The 20841-nt window shown below is 72.7% G+C and carries 19 protein-coding genes; 13 read left to right on the top strand and 6 right to left on the bottom strand.

Features of this window, described 5'->3' with window-relative positions:
• Positions 1-575: 575 nt before the first annotated feature.
• Complete coding sequence (locus HHX35_RS19220) at positions 576-1127, bottom strand: hypothetical protein (protein ID WP_182900153.1); 552 nt, start codon at positions 1125-1127, stop codon at positions 576-578.
• 166 nt (positions 1128-1293) lie between these two features.
• On the opposite strand from HHX35_RS19220, the gene HHX35_RS19215 reads away from it, so the two are divergent.
• Positions 1294-1764 carry a hypothetical protein gene (locus tag HHX35_RS19215; protein WP_182900152.1) on the top strand — a complete coding sequence of 157 codons (471 nt, stop codon included), beginning with the start codon at positions 1294-1296 and terminating at the stop codon, positions 1762-1764.
• Positions 1765-1874: 110 nt separating this feature from the next.
• On the opposite strand, the gene HHX35_RS19210 is transcribed toward HHX35_RS19215, so the two are convergent.
• The gene (locus HHX35_RS19210) at positions 1875-2717 is read right to left on the bottom strand and encodes a LysR family transcriptional regulator (protein ID WP_182900151.1); all 843 of its coding nucleotides are present in this window, start codon (positions 2715-2717) and stop codon (positions 1875-1877) included.
• 75 nt (positions 2718-2792) lie between these two features.
• Between HHX35_RS19210 and HHX35_RS19205 the strand changes: the two genes are divergently transcribed.
• The gene (locus HHX35_RS19205) at positions 2793-3503 is read left to right on the top strand and encodes a glutamine amidotransferase-related protein (RefSeq protein WP_259405191.1); all 711 of its coding nucleotides are present in this window, start codon (positions 2793-2795) and stop codon (positions 3501-3503) included.
• Here HHX35_RS19205 and HHX35_RS19200 read toward each other — a convergent pair.
• Both HHX35_RS19200 and HHX35_RS19195 read right to left on the bottom strand, forming a co-directional pair.
• Positions 3472-4485, bottom strand: coding sequence for an LLM class F420-dependent oxidoreductase (locus HHX35_RS19200; RefSeq protein WP_182900149.1), 1014 nt, complete (start codon positions 4483-4485; stop codon positions 3472-3474). The two genes, HHX35_RS19205 and HHX35_RS19200, sit on opposite strands and share 32 nt — an antisense overlap.
• Positions 4486-4505: 20 nt before the next feature.
• Positions 4506-5249 carry an FCD domain-containing protein gene (locus HHX35_RS19195; protein ID WP_182900148.1) on the bottom strand — a complete coding sequence of 248 codons (744 nt, stop codon included), beginning with the start codon at positions 5247-5249 and terminating at the stop codon, positions 4506-4508.
• A 91-nt stretch (positions 5250-5340) separates the two neighbouring features.
• Here HHX35_RS19195 and HHX35_RS19190 point away from each other — a divergent pair, with 91 nt between their 5' ends.
• Genes HHX35_RS19190 through HHX35_RS19180 form a run of 3 tightly spaced genes read left to right on the top strand, consistent with a single transcriptional unit; the run spans position 5341 to position 8098 of the window.
• Complete coding sequence (locus HHX35_RS19190) at positions 5341-6078, top strand: (Fe-S)-binding protein (RefSeq protein WP_182900147.1); 738 nt, start codon at positions 5341-5343, stop codon at positions 6076-6078.
• Positions 6075-7490, top strand: coding sequence for a lactate utilization protein B (locus HHX35_RS19185; protein ID WP_182900146.1), 1416 nt, complete (start codon positions 6075-6077; stop codon positions 7488-7490). The genes HHX35_RS19190 and HHX35_RS19185 overlap by 4 nt, the downstream gene beginning before the upstream one ends.
• A complete protein-coding gene (locus HHX35_RS19180; RefSeq protein ID WP_182900145.1) occupies positions 7487-8098 on the top strand; it encodes an LUD domain-containing protein in 612 nt (203 codons plus the stop codon). The genes HHX35_RS19185 and HHX35_RS19180 overlap by 4 nt, the downstream gene beginning before the upstream one ends.
• 22 nt (positions 8099-8120) lie before the next feature.
• Here the strand turns inward: HHX35_RS19180 and HHX35_RS19175 are convergent, their stop codons facing one another.
• Both HHX35_RS19175 and HHX35_RS19170 read right to left on the bottom strand, forming a co-directional pair.
• Entirely contained in the window at positions 8121-9194 is a 1074-nt protein-coding gene (locus HHX35_RS19175; RefSeq protein WP_182900144.1) for a Vms1/Ankzf1 family peptidyl-tRNA hydrolase, read from the bottom strand.
• 9 nt (positions 9195-9203) lie between these two features.
• Complete coding sequence (locus tag HHX35_RS19170) at positions 9204-9623, bottom strand: DUF2795 domain-containing protein (RefSeq protein ID WP_139576509.1); 420 nt, start codon at positions 9621-9623, stop codon at positions 9204-9206.
• A 134-nt stretch (positions 9624-9757) separates the two neighbouring features.
• On the opposite strand from HHX35_RS19170, the gene HHX35_RS19165 reads away from it, so the two are divergent.
• From HHX35_RS19165 to HHX35_RS19130, 8 genes are all read left to right on the top strand, one after another.
• Entirely contained in the window at positions 9758-10846 is a 1089-nt protein-coding gene (locus HHX35_RS19165) for a GNAT family N-acetyltransferase (protein ID WP_139576508.1), read from the top strand.
• A gap of 215 nt (positions 10847-11061) precedes the next feature.
• Positions 11062-12270 (top strand): sirohydrochlorin chelatase, encoded by a 1209-nt coding sequence (locus tag HHX35_RS19160; RefSeq protein WP_259405189.1) that lies wholly within the window; start codon positions 11062-11064, stop codon positions 12268-12270.
• Positions 12271-12306: 36 nt separating this feature from the next.
• Positions 12307-13392: a nicotinate-nucleotide--dimethylbenzimidazole phosphoribosyltransferase gene (gene cobT, locus HHX35_RS19155; protein WP_182900143.1), complete on the top strand. Its 1086-nt coding sequence runs from the start codon at positions 12307-12309 to the stop codon at positions 13390-13392.
• 126 nt (positions 13393-13518) lie between these two features.
• A complete protein-coding gene (cobA, locus tag HHX35_RS19150) occupies positions 13519-14751 on the top strand; it encodes a uroporphyrinogen-III C-methyltransferase (protein WP_182900142.1) in 1233 nt (410 codons plus the stop codon).
• On the top strand, positions 14748-17027 hold the full coding sequence (locus HHX35_RS19145; protein ID WP_310739173.1) for a GTPase: 2280 nt from the start codon (positions 14748-14750) through the stop codon (positions 17025-17027). The genes cobA and HHX35_RS19145 overlap by 4 nt, the downstream gene beginning before the upstream one ends.
• Before the next feature lie 58 nt (positions 17028-17085).
• Complete coding sequence (locus tag HHX35_RS19140; protein WP_182900141.1) at positions 17086-18717, top strand: GTPase; 1632 nt, start codon at positions 17086-17088, stop codon at positions 18715-18717.
• 158 nt (positions 18718-18875) lie between these two features.
• Positions 18876-19640: a single-stranded DNA-binding protein gene (locus HHX35_RS19135; RefSeq protein ID WP_182900140.1), complete on the top strand. Its 765-nt coding sequence runs from the start codon at positions 18876-18878 to the stop codon at positions 19638-19640.
• A 389-nt stretch (positions 19641-20029) separates the two neighbouring features.
• Positions 20030-20623: a pyridoxamine 5'-phosphate oxidase family protein gene (locus HHX35_RS19130; RefSeq protein ID WP_182900139.1), complete on the top strand. Its 594-nt coding sequence runs from the start codon at positions 20030-20032 to the stop codon at positions 20621-20623.
• Positions 20624-20841: the final 218 nt, after the last annotated feature.

The raw sequence follows: 20841 nt of genomic DNA, 5'->3' as shown, positions 1-20841 counted from the left end.
GTACGGCTCGCTCCGCACGAGGCCGCCGCTTCGCATGATGCCGCCGCTCCGCACGATGCCGCTTCGCGCGGGGCCGCCGCTTCGCCGGGTGTGGCCCGCCGGGCCCTCGCGCCAGGCCAGGTCGGCGAGGAACGGCGGGACCACGAGGTTGACTCCGGGCACGAGGCACGCCGCCACGAGCGCGACGGGCGGCGTGGCCGGGCGCACCCGCCGCAGCCAGGACAGGTAGGCGGCGGCGCACGCCACGGTGGCGGCGATCACCACCAGGACCAGCACGGCGAACGCCGTCGCCGCGCCGCTGACGGTCCGGGCGGCGGGAGAGGCGGGATCGCCGCCGAAGGCCGCGATCTGCGTGGCCAGCCGCCTGCCCCGGGTCTCCTCGAACACGGCGAGCGCGGCCACCGAGACGACCTGGGCGGCGAGGGCCGCGTACACGCCGGCGGCCGCCCGGCTCACCGCTGACGACGTGGACCGCATGTGTTCTCCCCCCGCGCCGGGTGTGTGACCTGCCTCACTCTTATCCCGTCCGCGATCGCGCTAATCCGGTCCGGGACCACCCGGCGGGGAAGGATGGTTCAGGGCATTTGCGGCTTTTCTTCGGCCCGAACCTGATTCGGTGTCACTGGGAGAGTTTTGAGACGGAGTCCATAACTGGTGTGCAGCGGCATGTGCGCGCGAACTCGCCCCACGAAATCCTCGAACATGCCCGCGTATCGGTCGTCGGATCCGCGAATCTCGCGCTCGCGCCGGACGAACGGCTCTACGGCGTCCCATGCCCTGCTCGCGCGATATCCGATCAGCGGGACGACGAGACTTTCGGCCGCCATTTTCTTGTAGACGAAGTAGCCGAATCCACTGAAGTACCCGATCACCTTGTTGACGGCGATCCTCGCCTCGTCCGGCAGGGCTGAGCAGCCGATCTCCGGGTCGTGCTCGGCCCGGAGGCGTCCCAGGACGTAGGCCTCGGCGCGCTGCCATTCCGTCGACCGGAATTCTTGAAAAAGCTCGACCAGAACGGGGAGCTGATTCGAGTGCCGCATCATCGTCGTCTGCCGCAGGGCCGTGAAGACGGACACGACGAGCGCGAGCAGGGAAACCGCCAACGCGGCGATATCGGACAGGTCCATCGATCTCCTCGGTGATATTCGGGACCCTTCATCCGATGCCAACGCCCGGGTTCTCCGAATGGTTCGCTCATTTCCGGAAAACGCTCGACGGGACGTTTCGGCGGGCGTCGAAACGCCGGGGGCCTAGCCTGCGCGGCACATCCCCTCGCACTTCGGAGGCCCGCACATGACCGACACCCCGCTGACCGACGACCGCGAGCCCGCACGGGTCGTGGCCGAGATGATCGACCACGCTCTCCGCCTGGCGGCGACCTGGACCGCCTGGGACGGCCGTCCGGTGCCGTCAGGCGACCGGATCTACACCCCGCACAAGGCGATCCGCCGGGTGGCCGACCATCTCGTGGACCACCTGGCCGAGGTCGAGGACCGGCTGGCCGGTCGTATGCCCCTGCCGGACCACTGGCACGGGTCGATGATCACTACTGCGGCCGACCTCGCCCCGTTCACCGAGCAGGACCTCGACGAGGCCCGCAGCAGGCTCACCCGGCTCGCCCGGATCTGGACGGCCCGCCTGGAGGCGCTGACCCCGGAGCAGCTCGACCACTCGCCGGGGGAGGGCTGGACGCTCCGCCAGGTCGCCTTCCACCTCGGCGGGTCGGTCTACTACGCCGACGCGGTGGGCGACCTGTCCGGTTGATATCCGTTGCCACGCGAGCACTTCTCCGCGTTCTCGGGCGCGGACACCGGACAGCGGCTGTCCGGTGTCCGCGGCGTCTTCTCGTCCTGCCGGCCGGCGGTCCGCAGGGCTCAGGAGGTGAGCGCGCGGACGACCTCGGTGGCGGGGCCCGGCGGGAGGGCCGCGTGCACCAGTTCGACCCGGTGCACGATCCTCGGCGCGACCAGCGGCACCCGCACCCCGCACGGCGCGGCGGACGCGAGCAGCAGGGTCAGGCCGTGCCCGGCCGCGGCCAGGCGCGCCGCGACGGCCGGGTCGTGGCCCTCGTAGCGGATGCCGGGCCGCAGCCCGTCGAGCCGCGCAACCGCGCGCAGGCGGTCGAGCGGCATCACCTCCGGGGCGTCCACCCACAGGGCGTCGGCCAGGTCGTCCAGTCGCAGGCCGGCCCGGCCCGCGAGCGGATGCCCCTCCGGCAGCACGACGACCAGCTCCTCCTCCCGTACGCCGACGGTGGTGAGCGGCCCCGCCTCGGGGATGTTCAGCGGGTCGGAGGGCGCGGCCGGGCCGTCGGCCAGCGCGAGGTCGGCCTCGCCCGAGGCCACCAGCGCCACGGCCGCCGCCGCGCCGGCGATGCGCAGCGTCGTCACCCCGGCCAGCGCCGCCGCCGTACCCGCCGTGAGGGCGAGCGGGCCGGCGGCGACGGTGAGGGTCCGCGGCTGCGCGGCCAGCCGCGCCACGTCCGCCCGCGCGGCCCGCAGCCGCAGCAGCAGCGGACCCGCGTGCTCCAGCAGGCGCTCGCCCGCCCTGGTCGGCCGTACGGGACGGCGGGTGAGCAGCGGCACCCCGAGGTCGGCCTCCAGCGCCGCGATCTGCTGGGACACCGCGGGCTGGGTGTAGCCGAGCCGATCCGCGGCGGCCGAGAACGACCCCTCGGCGACCACGGTCACGAACGTGCGCAGCAGATGAGGGTCCACGACATCAGCATCGCTTATGCAGACCTCAGAAATCATCATTTGTCATTAAGTTCGCACGTCGCCAGCATGGAGGTCATGAGACCCCGCATCGCGCTGGTGGGCGACCGGTCACCCGCCGTCCGCTCCCACACCCGCATCCCGCTCATCCTCGACGCGCTGCGCGAGCGTGAGGGGCTGGACCTCGACGCCTACTGGGTCAGGACCGACGAGGTCGCCGATCTCTGCGGGTTCGACGGCGTCTGGATCCTGCCCGGCAGCCCCTACCGCAGCGAGCAGGGCGCGATCACAGCCGCGCGGACCGCCAGGGAGAACGCGATCCCGCTGCTCGGCACCTGCGCCGGCTTCCAGCATGCGCTGCTGGAGTACGCCCGCCACGTGTGCGGGCTGAGCGTGAGCCACGCGGAGAACGACCCGGACGCCCAGAACCCGCTGATCAGGCAGCTCGCCTGCTCCCTCGCCGGTCACGAGGCGGCGGTGCGGCTCGTCCCCGGCTCGCTCGCCGAGCGGATCGTCGGCGCCGACCGGACCGTGGAGCGGTACTTCTGCTCCTACGGCCCCGATCCCGCCTATCTGGAGACCCTGGAGGCCCACGGCCTGCGTTTCACCGGCCACGACGAGGAGGGGGAGCCGCGGGTGGCCGAGCTGCCCGGCCACCCCTTCTATCTGGTCACGCTGTTCCAGCCCGAGCTGGCCGAGCGCCGGCCCCATCCGCTCGTGCGCGCGTTCGCCGCCGCTGCCGCCGACCGGGCGATGCTCAGCCGAGGACCAGATCCCGTACGGCTCTGAGCGTGGGCTCGTCGCGGGGGCCCATGACGAGCAGCGTGGTGACCGGGCTGCGGCGCCACAGCTCCAGCCGCTCCCGGATGCGGCCGAGCGGCCCGAGGAGCGCGATGCCGTCGGCCAGCTCGTCGGGGATGGCGGCGAACGCCTCGTCGCGGCGGCCGGCCAGGTAGAGCTCCTGGATGCGGCGGGCCTGCTCGGCGTAGCCCATGCGGCCGATGATGTCCGCGTGGAAGTTGCGGGTCCTGGCCCCCATGCCGCCGATGTAGAGCGTCAGCATCATCTTCACGCCGTCGAGCGCGGCCCGCAGGTCGTCGGTGACGACCACCATGACCATGGCGGCGACGTCGAACCCCGGTTTCGCGCCGGACAGCGCGTCGCCGTACATCGCCTCGATCTTCTCGGGGAAGGCGAACAGCGGCAGCCAGCCCTGCCCGATCCCGGCGGCGAGTGCGACGTTCTTCGGGCCCTCCGCGCCCAGGTAGACCGGGATGTCGGGCCGGAGCGGACGGGTGATCAGCTTGAGCGGCTTGCCGAGGCCGCCGGGCAGCGGCAGCGGATAGTGCGGGCCGGGGTTGGTCACCGGCTCCTCCCGCCGCCACACCCTGCGCATGATCTCGACGTACTCGCGGGTGCGGGCGAGCGGCGCGGCGAACGGCTGGCCATACCAGCCCTCGACGACCTGCGGGCCCGAGGCGCCGACGCCGAGCAGCAGCCGCCCGCCGGTCAGGTGGTCGAGCGTCATCGCGGTCATCGCGGTCGTCACCGGGGGCCGGGCGGACAGCTGGGCGACGCTGGTGCCGAGCTTGATGCGGCTGGTCCTGGCGCCATACCAGGCCAGCGGGGTGAACGCGTCGCTGCCGTACGCCTCGGCGGTCCACACCGACTCGTAGCCCAGCCGTTCCGCGGCTTGCACGACCTCGGTCGCGTCGTCGGCGTTCCGCTGCCAGTACCCGAGGTTCAGCCCGAGTCTCAGATCATCGGCCACAGGCGTGATTAGAACACGTTCTATGAATCCCGGCCAGACTCCGGATAGGCCCGCGCCAGGTGCTCGGCGACCGCGGCGGCCGCCGCCCCGGCGTCGCCGTCCTCGATCGCCCGGTGGATGCGCCGGTGGTCGCCCTGCAGGCCGCCGGTCTCGCCGAGCCGTACGACCGCGTCCACGGCGTAGCGGCGCAGGGCGTCGCGCAGCGCCCGCATGACCGCCGTGATCAACCGGTTGCCCGCCGCCTCCGCGAGGGCCAGGTGGAACGCGATGTCGTGCTCGACGAACTCGGCGGGATCGCCGGCGGCGTCCATGGCCGCGATCGCCTCCGCCATCCGCGCCGTCGCCGTGTGCGCGGAAGCGGCCGGCGTGGAAGCGGCTGGCGTGGAAGCCGCCGCCGCGCGGGCCGCGGCCCACTGCTCGATCATCACCCGGGTGTCGATCACCTCGCGCATCGAGAGCGTCGCGAGGCCGAGATGCAGCCGGAGCAGGTCGGTGAGCGCGTTTCCCGGGCGGGAGGTGAGCACCGCCCCGGCGTCCGGGCCCCGCCCGGCCTGCGACGCGACCACCCCAAGGGTCTCCAGCACGCGCAGCGCCTCCCTGACCGACGACCGGCCCACGCCGAGCTGCTCGGCGAGCTGCCGTTCGCCCGGCAGCCGGTCGCCCACGGTCAGGCCGTCGGCCGTGATCCGCTCCTCGATGCGGGCGAGCACCTCCTCGAAGGCGCGCGGGCGGGCGTCCGGACGCCGGCGTTCTTCGGTGGTCACCGCGGCTCCTCCCGATGCCGGTGTCGCCGGGGGCGAACCAGGATGTATGGTCTGACCATATTTGGTCAGACCATACACGCCGGGAGGGCATGTGCGGGTAGCCCTGTTCGTCACCTGCGTCAACGACACGCTCTTCCCGGACACCGGCCGGGCGGTCGTGCGCCTGCTGCGCCGCCTCGGCGTCGAGGCCGACTTCCCCCGCGCCCAGACCTGCTGCGGTCAGATGCACGCCAACACCGGCTACCGGGACGAGGCCGTACGGCTGGCCCGGCGGAGCGTGGCGGCGCTGCGCGGCTACGACGCGGTCGTCGTCCCCTCGGGCTCGTGCGCGGCCATGATCCGTGAGCAGTACCCGAAGCTGGCCGGGGCGTCCGGACCTTTCGCCGACGCGGTGGCGCAGGTCGTGCCGAAGACGTACGAGCTGACCGAGTTCCTGGTCGACGTGCTGGGGGTGACCGACGTGGGGGCCTACTTCCCGCACCGGGTCACCTACCACCCGACGTGCCACTCCCTGCGTGGCATCCACCTGGGCGACCGCCCGCTGACGCTGTTACGCCAGGTCAAGGGGCTCGAACTGGTGCCGCTGCCGGGCGCGGAGGAGTGCTGCGGCTTCGGCGGCACCTTCGCGCTGAAGAACGCCGACCTGTCGGCGGCGATGTGCGCCGACAAGGTGCGGGCCGTCCTCGACACCGGTGCCGAGGTGCTGTGCGCGGCCGACAACTCGTGCCTGATGCACATCGGCGGCATGCTCGGCCGGCAGAAGTCGGGCGTGCGGGTGACGCACCTGGCCGAGATCCTCTGCTCGACCGAGACGGCGGGGGTCCGATGAGCGTCACCTTCCTCGGCATGCCGGCGACCCGGCCCTTCCCCCGCAACGCCGCGAGCGCCCTGCGGGACTCGCAGCTGCGGTTCAACCTCCGCAAGGCGACTCGGACGATCAGGGCCAGGCGGGCGAGCGTCGTCGCGGAGGCGCCCGACTGGGCCGAGCTGCGCGAGGCCGGCCGGACGATCAAGGAGCACACGCTCCGCAACCTGGACAGATACCTGGTGCAGCTGGAGGAGGCCGTCACGGCGGCCGGAGGCCACGTGCACTGGGCCGCCGACGCGGCCGAGGCCAACCGGATCGTCGCCGGGCTGGTGAAGGCCACGGGCGAGACCGAGGTCGTCAAGGTCAAGTCGATGGCCACCCAGGAGATCGGGCTCAACGAGGCGCTGCTGGAACACGGCATCACCGCGTACGAGACCGACCTCGCCGAGCTCATCGTGCAGCTGGGCGACGACCGCCCCTCGCACATCCTCGTCCCGGCGATCCACCGCAACCGCGCGGAGATCCGGGAGATCTTCACCGAGCACATGTCCGGCTGGGGCAGGCCCGCCCCCGAGGACCTGACCGACGACCCCGCGGCGCTGGCCGAGGCGGCCAGGCTCCACCTGCGCGAGCGCTTCCTGAAGACCAAGGTGGCGATCTCCGGCGCCAACTTCGCGATCGCCGAGACCGGCACGATGGTCGTGCTGGAGTCCGAGGGCAACGGCCGCATGTGCCTCACCCTGCCGCGCACCCTGATCAGCGTGGTCGGCGTGGAGAAGGTGCTGCCGACCTGGCGCGACCTGGAGGTCTTCCTGCAGTTGCTGCCCCGCAGCTCCACCGGGGAGCGGATGAACCCCTACACCTCGACGTGGACCGGCGCCGCCGAGGGCCAGGAGTTCCACCTCGTGCTGCTCGACAACGGCCGCACCCGCGTCCTCGCCGACGAGGTGGGGCGGCAGGCCCTCCGCTGCATCCGCTGCTCGGCCTGCCTCAATGTCTGCCCCGTGTACGAACGGGCGGGCGGCCACGCGTACGGGTCGGTCTATCCCGGGCCGATCGGGGCGATCCTGACGCCACAGCTTCGCGGCATGGGCTCCGAGCTCGACCGCTCGTTGCCGTACGCCTCCTCGCTGTGCGGCGCCTGCTACGAGGTCTGCCCGGTGGCCATCGACATCCCGTCCGTACTGCTGGACCTGCGGGCCCGGGCCCGCCACCCCTGGCCGGAGCGCGCCGGGATGGCGGCGGCCGGATGGGTGTTCGAGCGGTCGGGACGGCTGGCACGCCTGCAGCGGGCCGGGGGACGGCTGCGCCGGCTCGTGCCCCGCCGGCTGCCCGGACCCCTCGGCGGCTGGACCGACACAAGGGACCTCCCCGAGGTGCCGGAAGAGTCGTTCCGCGCATGGTGGGACCGCACGGACGGAGGACGCCGATGAGCTCCCGCGACCTGATCCTCGCCCGGGTCCGCCGCGCGCTGGCGGGCGTGCCCGACGTCGAGATCACCCGCGGCTACCGCGGGCCTTCGCGGACGCCGGGCGAGATCAGCCTGTTCGAGGAGCGGGTCCGCGATTACCGCGCCGTGGTCCACCTCGTGGACGAGGCGGGCATGGCGGAGCGCGTCGCGCTGTCTCTCGCCGGGCGCGGGGCGCGGCGGGTCGTCGTGCCCGCCGGGTTCCCCGCGCGATGGCTCGCCGCCGCGGACGTGGAGGCGGTCGCCGACGACCCGCCGCTGAGCGCCGCCGACCTCGACGCCGTGGACGGCGTGCTCACCACCTGCGCGGTCGCGATCGCGGAGACCGGCACGATCGTCCTCGACGCCGGGCCGGGCCAGGGCCGGCGGGCGCTCACGCTGGTGCCCGATCACCACCTGTGCGTGGTGCGGGCCGACCAGGTCGTCGCGGGGGTGCCGGACGCCGTCGCCCGGCTCGCCCCCGCGCGGCCCCTGACCTGGATCAGCGGCCCCTCGGCGACCAGCGACATCGAGCTGAACCGGGTCGAGGGCGTCCACGGCCCCCGCACGCTCGAAGTGCTGATCGTGGCCTGAACCCCATCCCGATTCCTGGGCGTCAGAAGCGCAGCAGGGCGCCGATGCCGTCGGGTGAATCGAGGCGCGGGACGAACCACAGCTCGGCGTCGGTCGCGGCCACCGCCCGCGCGAGGGCGGCGTCCGCGCGTTCCCGCATGGGCTCCTCCACCCCCCAGGCGGCCAGCTCCGCCGGGTCGGTGGACAACTGCGTGGGCTCCGGGCCGATCCACATCATGGCCGTGGAGGACGGGTCGTCGTGCATCAGCACCGCGCCCACCCGCCGGTCGCGCAGCGCGCGTGCCGTCTCCGTCAGGCCCGCCACGGCGTTGCCCGACGCGTACGTGTTCAGCAGCTCCTCGCAGCGCCGATCGGTCCAGGCCCGGCAGGCCCCTTCGACCTCCTGCCGGAAGTGGTCCAGGTCGGCCCCCGGGGCCCGGCTGCCGTGCTCGGCCACCGTCAGGCGCCGTACGACGTCCTTGGCGAGGTAGTCGGTCACGAGCGCGCGGGCCTTGGGATCGCCGGCCAGCACCACGACCTCCGCGCCGATGCCGTGCGCCTCCTTCTCCACCACCTCGGCGACGGCCACGGCGTTGCGGCGCCAGCCCTCCTCGACCTCCCGGTCGAAGTTGGCCTGCGACCAGCCACCCTGGCCGGTCTTCTGGAGCGACCGGTCCGGGTCCGCCACCTCCACCGTCAGCTCGCGCCGCCGCCCGTCGGCCACGACGGCGACGTCGCCCCCGGCCCGGTCGGCCAGCACCTCGACATGTGGGACGTGCTCGCCGCGCTGCGCGAGCAGCGGCACCACGTGGGGGAGCGGCGACCACCGCGCGGTCTGGCGGCGGGGCCGGTGGGTGAGCGGCTCGGTGAGCACGACCTCGCCCTTCCTGGCGAAGGCGGCGCGTCCGGGCGCGACCCACCCGGGGTCGAGCATCAGCTCGCCGATGGGATCGAGGGCGGAGGCGGGCGCTCCTTCCTCGGTGAGCCGCTCCCTGAGATGGGCCCACCGCCGCTGGATAACGTTGGCCGCACCCTCGGACGACCGGTCGGTATCCACGTATACGGAGGCATACGGGCCGCCCCGCTCGTACAGCCGGCGAATGAAGTCCAGTCTCACGGGCCCTCCCTACCAGCGCTGCCGTTCCACTCCGAGTCCGAGTGCCTCCGCCACCTCCCCGATGTTGTGGAACCTCATCTCGGGCAGTCGGCGTACGGCGTCGATCACGGCGTCGGGGGCGTTCTTGCGTTCCGCGTGGGCGAGCAGCTTGGCCGGATCGGCGGGGAAACCGGCGTCGCTGAGCCAGGTGGCGAGGTGGCTGCGGCGCTCCACGTCGGCGGGGGTGATGCCGAGCGGCGTCCCGGGTTCGCGGCCGGGCGGCTGCCGGCGCGGCGGCGACATGTCCTCCTCGGGCTGCTGCGTCGGCTCGGGCTCGCGCCACTCCTCGGCCCGGCTGGTTCCGGTGCCCTGCACGAGGCCTTGCGTCTCGTGCTTCTGCTGCTCGTCGAGCCGGCGGCCGTGCTTGTCGCTGCCGCGTTGGATACTCATGACCTCACCTCCCGATTAGGGTCACTGTCGTGCCTCGTACCCGGACCGCCTGCCCCAAACATCGGGAGCGGTGAGGCCGTGTCCCACATAATCTGCGGCGGCCGAAAAATCCGCTTATGTGATGGAGTGACGCATTGTTCGACGAGCGGCTGACGATCAACACCGAACGGCTGATCCTGCGGCCGTTCGGCCCCGGGGACGCGGGCCAGGTGCGGGCCGTCATCGAGGACGGCGCGCACTCCACCGCGCTGCCGCCGGGCGCGCCCGGGCACGCGTCCGGGATCGCGCAGTGGCTGTCGTACGGCGTGCACGAGCTGTGGCGCTCGGGCCAGGGGATCCACCTCGCGATGCACGCGCGGGACGGCGTGGTCGGGTCGATCAGCGTCTTCAAGGCCCAGTGGGGCGTGGGCACCGCCGAGGTGGGATACGGCGTGCACCCCGCCTACCGCCGCCGGGGATACGCGACCGAGGCGGTCCGCGGGCTCGTCGGCCGCCTGCTCGGGGAGGGCCCGCTGAGGCGGATCGAACTGCGGGCCAACGCCGACAACCTCGCGTCGATCAGGGTCGCGGAGAAGGCGGGCTTCACCCGTGAGGGACTGCTCCGCGGCGCGGGATTCGAAGACGACGGCCCGCACGACCTGGTGGTCTTCGGCCGGCTGCGCGGCGACGAGCGGTGGGTTCCGCGCCGCAGGATCGAGAGCGAGCGGCTGGTCCTGCGGCCGTTCGCCCGGCAGGACGCCTTCGACGTCGTCGACGCGGTGAAGGGCGACTCCGAGATCGCCCGCTGGATGCCGTGGGCCGAGGGCTACACGCTGGAGCGCGCGCTGGAGTGGTGCACCCGGCTCGCGCACGCGAACGGCCCCGGCTATGGTGGCAACTTCGCGATACAGCCGAAGGACGGGGAACGGCTCGCCGGAGCCATCGGCGTGCAGCGTGAGGACCACGAACGCGGGGACGCCGAACTGGGGTACTGGATCGCGCCGTGGGCCCGCCGCAGGGGGTACGCGGTGGAGGCCACGCAACTGGCCACGGCCTACCTGTTCGACCTCGGCTTCCACCGGGTCCACCTGCTGGTGGCGACGGGCAACCGCGCCAGCCAGGCGGTCGCGAGGAAGGCCGGGTTCATCGAGGAGGGCATCATGCGGCAGGCGCTGCCGATCCCGGGGGGCTGGGCCGACGCCGTCCTGTTCGGCATGCTCAACGGGGAAATTTCCTGGCATTAGGTAAAGAATCCCCCTAGTCGCTGTGCCATCGGTCAAGTGGCCACCATGATTGGGGGCCGGAAGGCTATCCTCGCCAGCCGTGAGCCTCCCGCCGGCCGGTGAGCGCGCGTCCAGAAGCGGGAGACCCGGTCCCCGCATGCGCACGGGCGGCGCCGGCCCGACGGGCCGGGGGATTGTGAACGACACGCAGGTCAACTGCAGGGGAGATCAGCTAGATGAAACCGCCGCTGCTGCTCATCGGCCACGGCACCCACGATGAGACCGGCGTCGCCGAGTTCGGCAGGTTCGTTCACCGCCTTCGCTGCCGCCTCGACGGGCTTCCCGCCGAGGTGAGCGGCGGCTTCATCACGAACGCCCGCCCCCCGCTCGGCGACTCCATCGCCTCTCTCGTGGCCCGGGGGCATCACCACCTGATCGCGGTGCCGCTCAGCCTGACCGGCGACCGGCGCGCGCTCGGGGACATCCCCGGCACCATGGCCCTGGAGCAGGAGCGGCACCCCACGCTCGAATACGACCTCGGCCGCCCCCTCGGGCCCGACTCGCGGGTGCTCAAGCTGCTCGCGGAGCGGCTCGCCGACGCCCGCGCCGAGATGCCGCGGTTCGTGACCGACGAACCGCCCGCCGAGATCACGCCCGGCGAGACCGCGGTCGTCCTGGTCGGGCACGGCTCCACCGACCCCGCCGTCAACGCCGAGGTCCACCGGGTCTCGCGGCTGTTCTGGGAGACCCACGCCGCCGACCTGCTGACCGTGGAGACCGCGTACGTGTCACACACCCGCCCCGGCGTGCCGGGCGGCCTGGAGCGCTGCCGCAGGCTCGGCGCCAAGCGCGTGATCGTCCTGCCGTACGTCCTGTTCGCCGGCGGAGTCCTCGAACGCATCTGGGCGCAGGCGCTGGCGTACGGCGCCAACCACGAGGGCCTCGACATCCGCTGCGCCGAGGTGATCGGCGACTGCGAGGGCCTCGCCGACGTGGTGATCGACAGGTATGAGGAGGCGCTCGCCGGGGGCGGCCAGTCCTCGGCGCCGGCCGCGCGCCGCCCGTCCACGGTGCTGCCGGTGACCCGGCCGTTCCCCTCGGGGCGTACGCCGGACGTGGGCCCGGGCGCCGGCAACGGCGCCGGCCTCGTGACCGCCATCGCCGCGCGGCTGAACACGACCAGGGACGCCGACGCCGAGCCGCTGAACCCCGAGCCTCTGAACCCTGAGCCGCTGAGCCCTGCGTCCTTGGAGCTGGAATCGCTCGACGTGGACGCCTTCGACGTGGAGGCGCTCGACGCCGAGACCCTGGAACCGGAAACGGAAGGCGAGATCGAGGCCGATAGCATGATCGGCGTGGCCGGCCGCGGCGAGGCGGGGGAGGAGCCCCGCGGCGATGCGCCGGACGGGCCGCTCGCCCAGCCCGGAGTCGCCAGCGTGGTGTAGCCAGCGCGGTGTAGCCGCCGCGCAGAAGGAGAAAGCATGACGTCCCTCGGCGAGACGATCGGCGCCATCCGCCCGGTCGAGCCCGGCCCCATGGCGGAGGCCAGGGCCCACCAGGACAGGCTCACCAAGCCGAGCGGCTCGCTCGGGGTGCTCGAGGACGTCGCGGTGCGGCTCGCCGGCATCGCCGGGACGTGCCCGCCGCCGCTCCCGGTCCCGGCCGCCCTGGCGATCTTCGCCGCCGACCACGGCGTGCACGCGCAAGGGGTGAGCCCCTGGCCGCAGGAGGTCACCGCGCAGATGGTGGCCAACTTCACGGCGGGAGGAGCGGTCGCCAACGCCTTCGCCGCCGAGGTGGGCGCGTCGGTGACCGTGGTGGACGTGGGCGTCGCGGCCGACCTGCCGCCCGCGCCCCGGCTGCTCGCCCGCAAGGTCGCGTACGGCACGGCCGACCTGTCGCAGGGTCCCGCGATGACGCAGGAGCAGGCCACCGCCGCCCTGACGGCCGGGATCGAGGTCGCCCGCGAGCTGGTGGACGCGGGCGGGCGCTGCCTGGTCACCGGCGACATGGGCATCGCGAACACCACCGCGTCGGCCGCCCTGATCTGCGCCTTCACCGGCAGGCCCGCCGCCGGGGTCACCGGCCGGGGGACCGGCGTCGACGACGCCACCTACGAGCACAAGATCGAAATCGTACGGCGTGGCCTGCGGGCCAACGGGATCACCGAGGCGGGAGCCGTACCCGACGGGTCCGACGAGGCGCTGCGCGTGCTCGCGGCGGTCGGCGGCCTGGAGCACGCGGCGATCGCCGGTTTCGTGCTCGGCGCCGCCATGGCCCGGGTGCCCGTCATCCTCGACGGGGTGATCGCCGGAGCCGCGGCCCTGGTGGCCGGCGCGCTCGCGCCCGACGCGATCGGCTACTGCCTGGCCGGGCACCGCTCGGCCGAGCCCGGCCACGCGGTCGCGCTGGCCCACCTGGGCCTCGACCCGCTCGTCGACCTGCGGCTGCGCCTCGGGGAGGGAACCGGCGGGCTGCTCGCCCACCCTCTGGTCAGCGCGGCGGCGCGGGTCATGCACGAGGTCGCCACGTTCGACTCCGCGGGCGTGGCGGACAAGGGCGACTGAGCCGCGCGGGCCCGCGGGCGACCGCCCCGTGGACTCACAAGTCTCATCCTGTGAATGTCGCCCGAGCCCAGCGGGTAGGTTTGCCTCCTAACAATGCACGCTTGACGCAATAGGGAGACAGGGGTCATGGCGCCCTACCTGCTCGGCCTCCGCCTCGACGGGCGGCGTGTGCTCGTGGTCGGAGGAGGACGCGTCGCTCAGCGACGGGTCCCCGCACTGCTCGACGCCGGAGCCTCCGTCACCCTGGTCTCGCCCAGTGTCACCCCGGCGCTGGACGACCTCATCGCCACGGGCCGGGTGACCTGGGAGCGGCGGCCCTACCAGGTCGGCGACTGCGACGGCGCCTGGCTGGTGCACGCCTGCACCGACCACCGCGACGTCAACACCGCGGTCGCCGCCGAGGCCGAGGCCAAGCGCATCTGGTGCGTGCGGGCCGACGACAAGGACGCCTCCGCGGCCTGGACCCCCGCCAGCGGGCGGGTGGACGAGGTCGGCGTGGCGGTCACCGCCGGTGGCGACCCCCGCCGGGCGGCGGGCATCCGCGACGCGATCGTGGGCGCGCTGCGCGACGGCACCGTGGACGCCCGGCGGCACCGCACCAAGCCGGTCGGCGTCGCGCTGGTGGGCGGCGGTCCCGGCGACCCCGGCCTGATCACCGTGCGGGGCCGCCAGCTCCTGGCCCAGGCCGACGTGGTCGTGGCCGACCGCCTCGCGCCGCGAGCGCTCCTGGACGAGCTGTCGCCCGACGTCGAGCTGATCGACGCGGCGAAGGTGCCGTACGGCCGGTCGCTGGCCCAGGAGAAGATCAACGAACTGCTCATCGAGCACGCCCGCAAGGGCAGATTCGTCGTACGGCTGAAGGGCGGCGATCCGTTCGTGTTCGGCCGGGGCGGCGAGGAGATGATCGCCTGTGCCCGGGCGGGCATCCCGGTGACCGTGGTGCCCGGGATCACCAGCGCGGTCGCGGTGCCCGGGGCGGCCGGAGTCCCGGTCACCCATCGCGGGGTGAGCCAGGAGTTCCACGTCATCTCCGTGCACGTCGCGCCCGACAACCCCGCGTCCACCGTCGACTGGCCCGGATTGGCGAGATCGACGGGAACCCTGATACTTCTCATGGCGGTCGAACGGATCAAGGAGATCGCCGAAACGCTGGTCCGAGACGGACGTTCGCCGGAAACTCCCGTGATGGTGGTACAGGACGGTACTCTTCCGACCCAGCGAGCCGTTGCCGCGACATTGTCGACCGTGGCGGAACGGGTGACCGCGGCCGGAGTGCGGCCTCCGGCGATCGTGATCGTCGGTGAGGTCGTCAAGGTCGGCCAGGAGATCGAAATGGTGCGAGCGGAGCGGATCCCGTGAGATCGGCAGCCAGGAACACGCCCGACCACGGGACCGGTGCGGGTTCCGGCGACGCCGTGACCGAGGAGCCGGACATCGAGGAGCATCCGGAGTCGCCGGGGGAGCAGACCATCGCGTTCCGCCCGATCCGCGACGACGAGCCCGCGCCGGAGCCCGCTTCGTCTCCCTCGGGCTCGGGCGGGCGGCCGTCCGCCGGGTCCGCCGGGTCCGCCGCGGACGCGATCGAGGGCGAAGCCTCCCATGAGGACGTCCCCGAGGCCGAGGACGACCCCGTGCGGCCCGCCGAGCCCGACGGGGCCTCGCACGACGCGGCGACCGAGAAGACCGAGGAGAGCGAGAGCGGGCCGACGGACGGCGACGGCGAACAGGGCGCGGCAGACGCCGCAGACGCCGAAGACTCGGCAGACGCCGAGGACGCGCAGAGCCTTGAGGACTCGGCGGACCCTGAGGACTCGGCGGACTCTCAGGACTCGGAGGACTCTGAGGACGACTCGAAGGGCGCTGAAGACGCGGAGCACACCGAGCACACCGAGCACGCCGAGGGCACGGAGGGCACGGAGGACGCCGCCGACGAGCTTGACGGCGATGGGGTCCGTTCGTTCCCGATGCCGGAGCCGGTCTCGGCGGCGCTGACCGAGGCGCTCAACCAGCTCCGCACGGCGGTGAAGGGACTGCACTTCGGTCTCGACGTGCCGGGCTCCGAGGAGGCGCGCAAGGCACAGACGGCGGTCCTGGCGCAGCTCGATGACTACGTCATCCCGCGCGTCCACATGAGCACCGCGCCCGCGCTGATCGCCGTGGCCGGTTCGACGGGGGCGGGCAAGTCCACCATCGTCAACTCGCTCGCCGGAGGGAAGGTCTCGGCCACGGGAGTGCGCCGCCCGACCACGGCGACTCCCGTGATCGTCTGCCACCCCGGCGACCACGAGTGGTATGCGCGGGGCGACCTCCTCGGAGGCGTGCGAAGGCTCGAAGAACCCACGCGGGACGCCCCGCCCGGCAGCGTGGTGCTGACATCGAGCCCGTCCCTGCCCCGGGGACTCGCGCTGCTCGACACGCCCGACATCGACTCGGTCGTGCAGGAGCACCACGAGATCGCGCACCGCATGCTGGACGCCGCCGACCTGTGGGTGTTCGTCACCACGGCGTCCCGGTACGCCGACGCGCCGTCCTGGAGCCTGCTGCGCCGGGCCAAGGAACGCGGGGCGCGCCTGGTCATCGTGCTGTCCCGCGTGCCGCCGAGGTCCCGCGAGGTCGTCGTGAAACACTTCGGCCGGATGCTGCACGAGTACGGCCTGGGCGAGGTCGAACGCTTCGTCATCAAGGAGACATCCGTACAGGACGGGCGGCTGCCCGAGATCGAGATCGCGGATCTCCGCATGTGGCTGTCCGCGTTGTCCGTCGACGACGAGCGGCGGAACGCGGCGGTCAAGGCGACGCTGAACGGCGTGCTGAACAGCTTCCGCACCCGGCTGCCCGCGCTCGCCCGGCATCTCGAGACCCAGGTCGCCCTGCGCGCCGATCTGCGTTCCGACGTCGACGCGGCCTACATGGGCGCCCTGGCGCGGATCGACGAGGCGACCAGGGACGGCTCGCTGCTGCGCGGGGAGGTGCTCGCCCGGTGGCAGGACTTCGCCGGCTCGGGCGACCTCATGCGCACCCTCCGGTTGCGCCGCGGCGCCAAGGGCCACCAGCAGGGCCCCGAGCGGGTGCGCGGGCTGAGGGCCGCCCTGCGGGCGGGCCTCGAAGCGCTGGTCAACTCGGCCGTCCAGCAGGCCGCGGAGGAGGCCGTGGCGCGCTGGCGGCAGCGGGCGGGCGCGGGCGACCGCCTGGCCGCGACTCCGGGGCTCGGCCGCCCGGCGGAGGAGATCGCCCGCAGGACCACCAGGACCATCACCGCCTGGCAGGACCACGTCACCGAGCTGATCCGCACCGAGGGCGTGACCAAGCGGTCGGTGGCCAAGCTGATCTCCTTCGACGTGGAGTCGCTCTCGCTGATCTTCATGATCGGCCTGCTCGGCTACGGCGCCACGGACGCGCCGGCGGGCGCGGGCGCCGGCGCGCTGCCCCAGCGGCTGCTGCGCGGCCTGCTCGGCGCCGAGTCGCTGCGCAACATCAGCGCCAAGGCCCGCAGCGACCTGCGCGCCCGCGTCGGCCTGCTCTTCGACGAGGAAACCCTCCGGTATGTCGACGCGCTCGACAGCGCCGGCATCCCGGACGAGGCCGCGGCGACGCGGCTCTACCAGGCAACGTACAACCTCGAGGTCGCACGATGACGCAGCCGATCCGGCAGATCACGCCCGGGTACGTCTCCGGCACCACGGTGAGGAATCCATGACGGCTGTCAGCACCGCCGAAACGCAGCACGGGCTCGGCCCCAGGCTCGCCGCCCTGGCCAAGATCGTCGAGCTGGGACAGGGCCGGCTCGACCCGGCGCTGGTCACGGAGGCCGCCCAGCTCCTGCTGCGCGCGGGCGACCGGCTCAAGCTGTCGTCCGACCACACGGTCGTCGCGCTGGCCGGTGGCACGGGCAGCGGCAAGTCGTCCCTGTTCAACGCCGTCTCCGGGCTGGAGCTTTCGCCCATCGGCGTACGCAGGCCGACCACGGCACGCACCCACGCCTGCGTGTGGGGCATCGACGGCGCGGGCCCGCTGCTCGACTGGCTGCAGATCCAGTGGCGGCACCGGTTCGCCCGCGCAAGCGCCCTCGACAAGGGCGAGAGCCAGCTGCACGGGCTGATCCTGCTCGACCTGCCCGACCACGACTCGATCCGCGCGCTCACCGACCACGAGGCCCACCGGCTGATCCAGGTGGCCGACCTCATCGTGTGGGTGCTCGACCCGCAGAAGTACGCCGACGCCTCGGTGCACCGGCGTTACGTGACCGAGCTGACCGGGCACGACGCGGTGACGGTCTTCGTGTTGAACCAGTCCGACCGGCTCACCCCGGAGGAGCAGGCGGAGTGCGTGGCCGACCTGGAGGACCTTCTCCGGCGTGAGGGCGTCGCCCATCCCCGGGTGGTCGCGACGTCCGCCACCACCGGCAGGGGCGTCGACAGCCTGAAGGCCGTCCTGGCCGAGTCCGTGGCCGCCCGGCGTGCGGCATACCAGCGGCTGGAGGCCGACCTCGATCGGCTGGTGCTGCGCCTGGTGAAGGACGTGCCGGAGTTGCTGCGGGTGGAGCCCACGCTGGACGGCGCGCGGCGCGCGGGGCTGGTCGACGCGCTGTGCGACGCCATCGGCGTCTCCGCTCTCGGTGAGGCCCTCGAGAACGTGTACGCCGTCCGGTCCGCCGACTGGGTCGGGTGGCCGTACGCGCGCTGGGCGGCCCGGCTGCGGCCCGACCCGCTCAAGAGCCTGCGTCTGGGCGCCGTGAAGGACGACATCCGCGGCCTTGTCGCGAGTTCGGTCACCGCTCAGCCCGCCGAGGTGGACAACGCGGTGCAGGCGCTCGCCGACGGGCTGACGGCCGGCATGCCGGAGGTGTGGCGCGACGGCGTGCGCGAGGCGGCCCGCTCACAGGTGGACGAGCTTCCCGAGGCGCTGTCCGATGAGCTGTCCGAGGTGGCTCCGCCGCTCGACCGGGTGCCCGTCTGGTGGTGGCTCCTGAAGATCTGGCAGTACCTCCTGGTGGTCATGTTCGTCGCGAGCCTCGCCTGGGCGGGCGCGATCCTGGCGTACGGCGTGTTCAAGGCGGGCCGTCCGCCGGCCGAGGTCCTCGGCGACGTGGCCGTGCTGCCCTGGGTGGGGCTGATGATGATCAGCGTTCTCGGGCTCGGCCTGTTCTCGGCCATGGCGAGCAGGAACTTCGTGGTGCTCGCGGCGGGCAAGGAACGCGACCGGCTGGAGCACGACATGAGACGCCGGGTGGGCGTCCTGGCACAGGACATGGTCGTCCAGCCGGTCGAGCGCGAGCTGACCCGTTACAACGAGTATTTCGGCGCGATGGCGGCCGCCCGGCGCTGAACGGTCCGCCGCCCGACTGCGCACGAGCAGGCGACCCGAAGCGTTGTCCACAGGCGTGGCTTCGTCCACAGAACGGGTTTCTGGCCCGTGAGGCGGCGGGGTGCGCGGCCAGTCTGTCCCCCGAGCCCGGCGAGTGACCGGGCCGGGGAGGCACTTCGATGAACGACATCTACGTCACGCTGAGCGGGAACGTCACCGACGACCCCCGGCAGTACCGGTTCCGCGACGGCTCGCGTGTCACCTCGATGCGGATGGCCGTCAACAGGCGCGTCCTCGACCAGCAGACCAATACCTGGCAGACCAGGGACACCACCTACTACACCGTGCGCTGCTATCGCGGCCTGGCGGACAACGTGCAGCAGTCGATCCGCAAGGGTCACCCGGTCGTGGTGTACGGCAAGCTGCGGATCAAGCAGTTCGAGCGCGACGGCGAGCAGCGGTTCTGGGCGGAGATCGAGGCCGGCTCGGTGGGCCATGACCTCAAGTGGGGCATCGCCACGTTCGAGAAGCCGGTCCGGGCCTACTCGGCGGGCGCGCCGAGTGACGACGAGCGCCAGGCGATGGAAGACGCGACGCGGGAATGGGAGCTGACCGGTCCCACCGGCCCCGGTGCGGCGTCCGTCGTCGACGGAGGCGTCAATGGGGCCGACGACGAGGCGTTCGACGCCCTCGTCGGCGAACGAGGCACGAACGACACGGCTCCTCCGGTCGCCGGAGCGTGGGCGACCGCGGGCGCCCGCCACGCCGGCGGAGCGTGGCAGGACGACGAGACACCGCAGACCGGCGGAACGGACGAGACCGGCACGGAAGAAGGCACAACGGAAAGCACGACGGACGGGGTGACGGACGGGGCGACGGACCCGGAGCGCGGCCTGCGGGAAAGCGGCGACGCCGCCTGGCTCCCGCCCGCACTGGCGGCTTAGCAGCTCGGTCCGGACAGGTGGCGGTGCGATGCGGGCGTGATCCCCGAGCGACTCACGCGTGTCCGGCAGCGGCTGAAGATGTTCGCCGCTGAGCTGTTCGCTCCTTTGGCCCGCCGGGACCCAGCGGGCCAAAGGGCAGAATGGGTCCCGGCGGGCCAAAAGGGCAGAACCCGGACAACGTGCCGGGAGTGAACGTGCACAACATCCGTGAGCAGCTCATCGAGGCGCGCAGAGCCTGCCTGCGGGCCCGCCGCTGACCGGCCCGCCACCCGATGGGTCGCCGCGCGCCGCTCCCGCTGCCCCGTTCCCTGCTTCCGCTGGGCCGTCCCCGCTCCCGCTGCGCCGTCCCCGCCCCTGCCCTGCCGGATCACCCCGGTCATAATCAGGTCATGGGGAAGAGCTATGAGCGGATAGACGGTAGATTGCGTGCTTTCATCGAGGCGCAGCACATCTTCTTCACCGCGACCGCGCCGCTGGACGGCGAGGGCACCGTCAACCTTTCACCCAAGGGCCTGACCGGCTCGTTCGCCGTGATCGACGAACTCACCGTGGCCTACCTGGATTTCGCCGGCAGCAACGCCGAGACGATCGCCCACCTGCGCGAGAACGGCCGCATCACCCTGATGTGGTGCGCCTTCGACGGCCCTCCCAACATCGTGCGGGTGCACGGTCGCGGAGAGCCGGTCTTCCGCGACGATCCACGCTGGGCCGGCCTGATGCGCTACTTCCCGGACATCGACCCGACTCGGCACGGCCTGCGCGCGATCATCGTCGTGACCGCCGAGAAGATCCGTGATACGTGCGGGTACGCCGTCCCGTTCATGACCTATGAAGAGGACCGCCCGCTGCACGGCTCGCGGTTCGAACGCGAGACCGACGAGTCGCTCGACGCGTACTTCCACAAGAAGGAGCACGTCGCGACCAGTATCGACGGCCTGCCGGGTCTGCCGCTGCCGCTGCCGCCGCTTCCACACACCGCATGACACCCGGCCGGGTGGAGCCGGCCTGCTCTTGCTCCCGGGCGACACCCCTCCGGGCGACACCCCTCCGGGCGACACCCCTCCGGGCGACACCGCGGGCTCGGCGGGAGCTGCGTGAATGGCGGGTCGGGCAATCCGCCGCAGATGCCGCCTTAGCCCATCGGATGCAGATGGCCATCGTGCCAAGGTAGTGGTTCCCGTCGCGCATCGCACACTCCGCA

It is taken from the genome of Microbispora sp. H10830, assembly GCF_014161375.1.
Lineage (GTDB): Bacteria > Actinomycetota > Actinomycetes > Streptosporangiales > Streptosporangiaceae > Microbispora > Microbispora catharanthi.
This window is presented reverse-complemented; position numbering and strand designations above follow the sequence as displayed.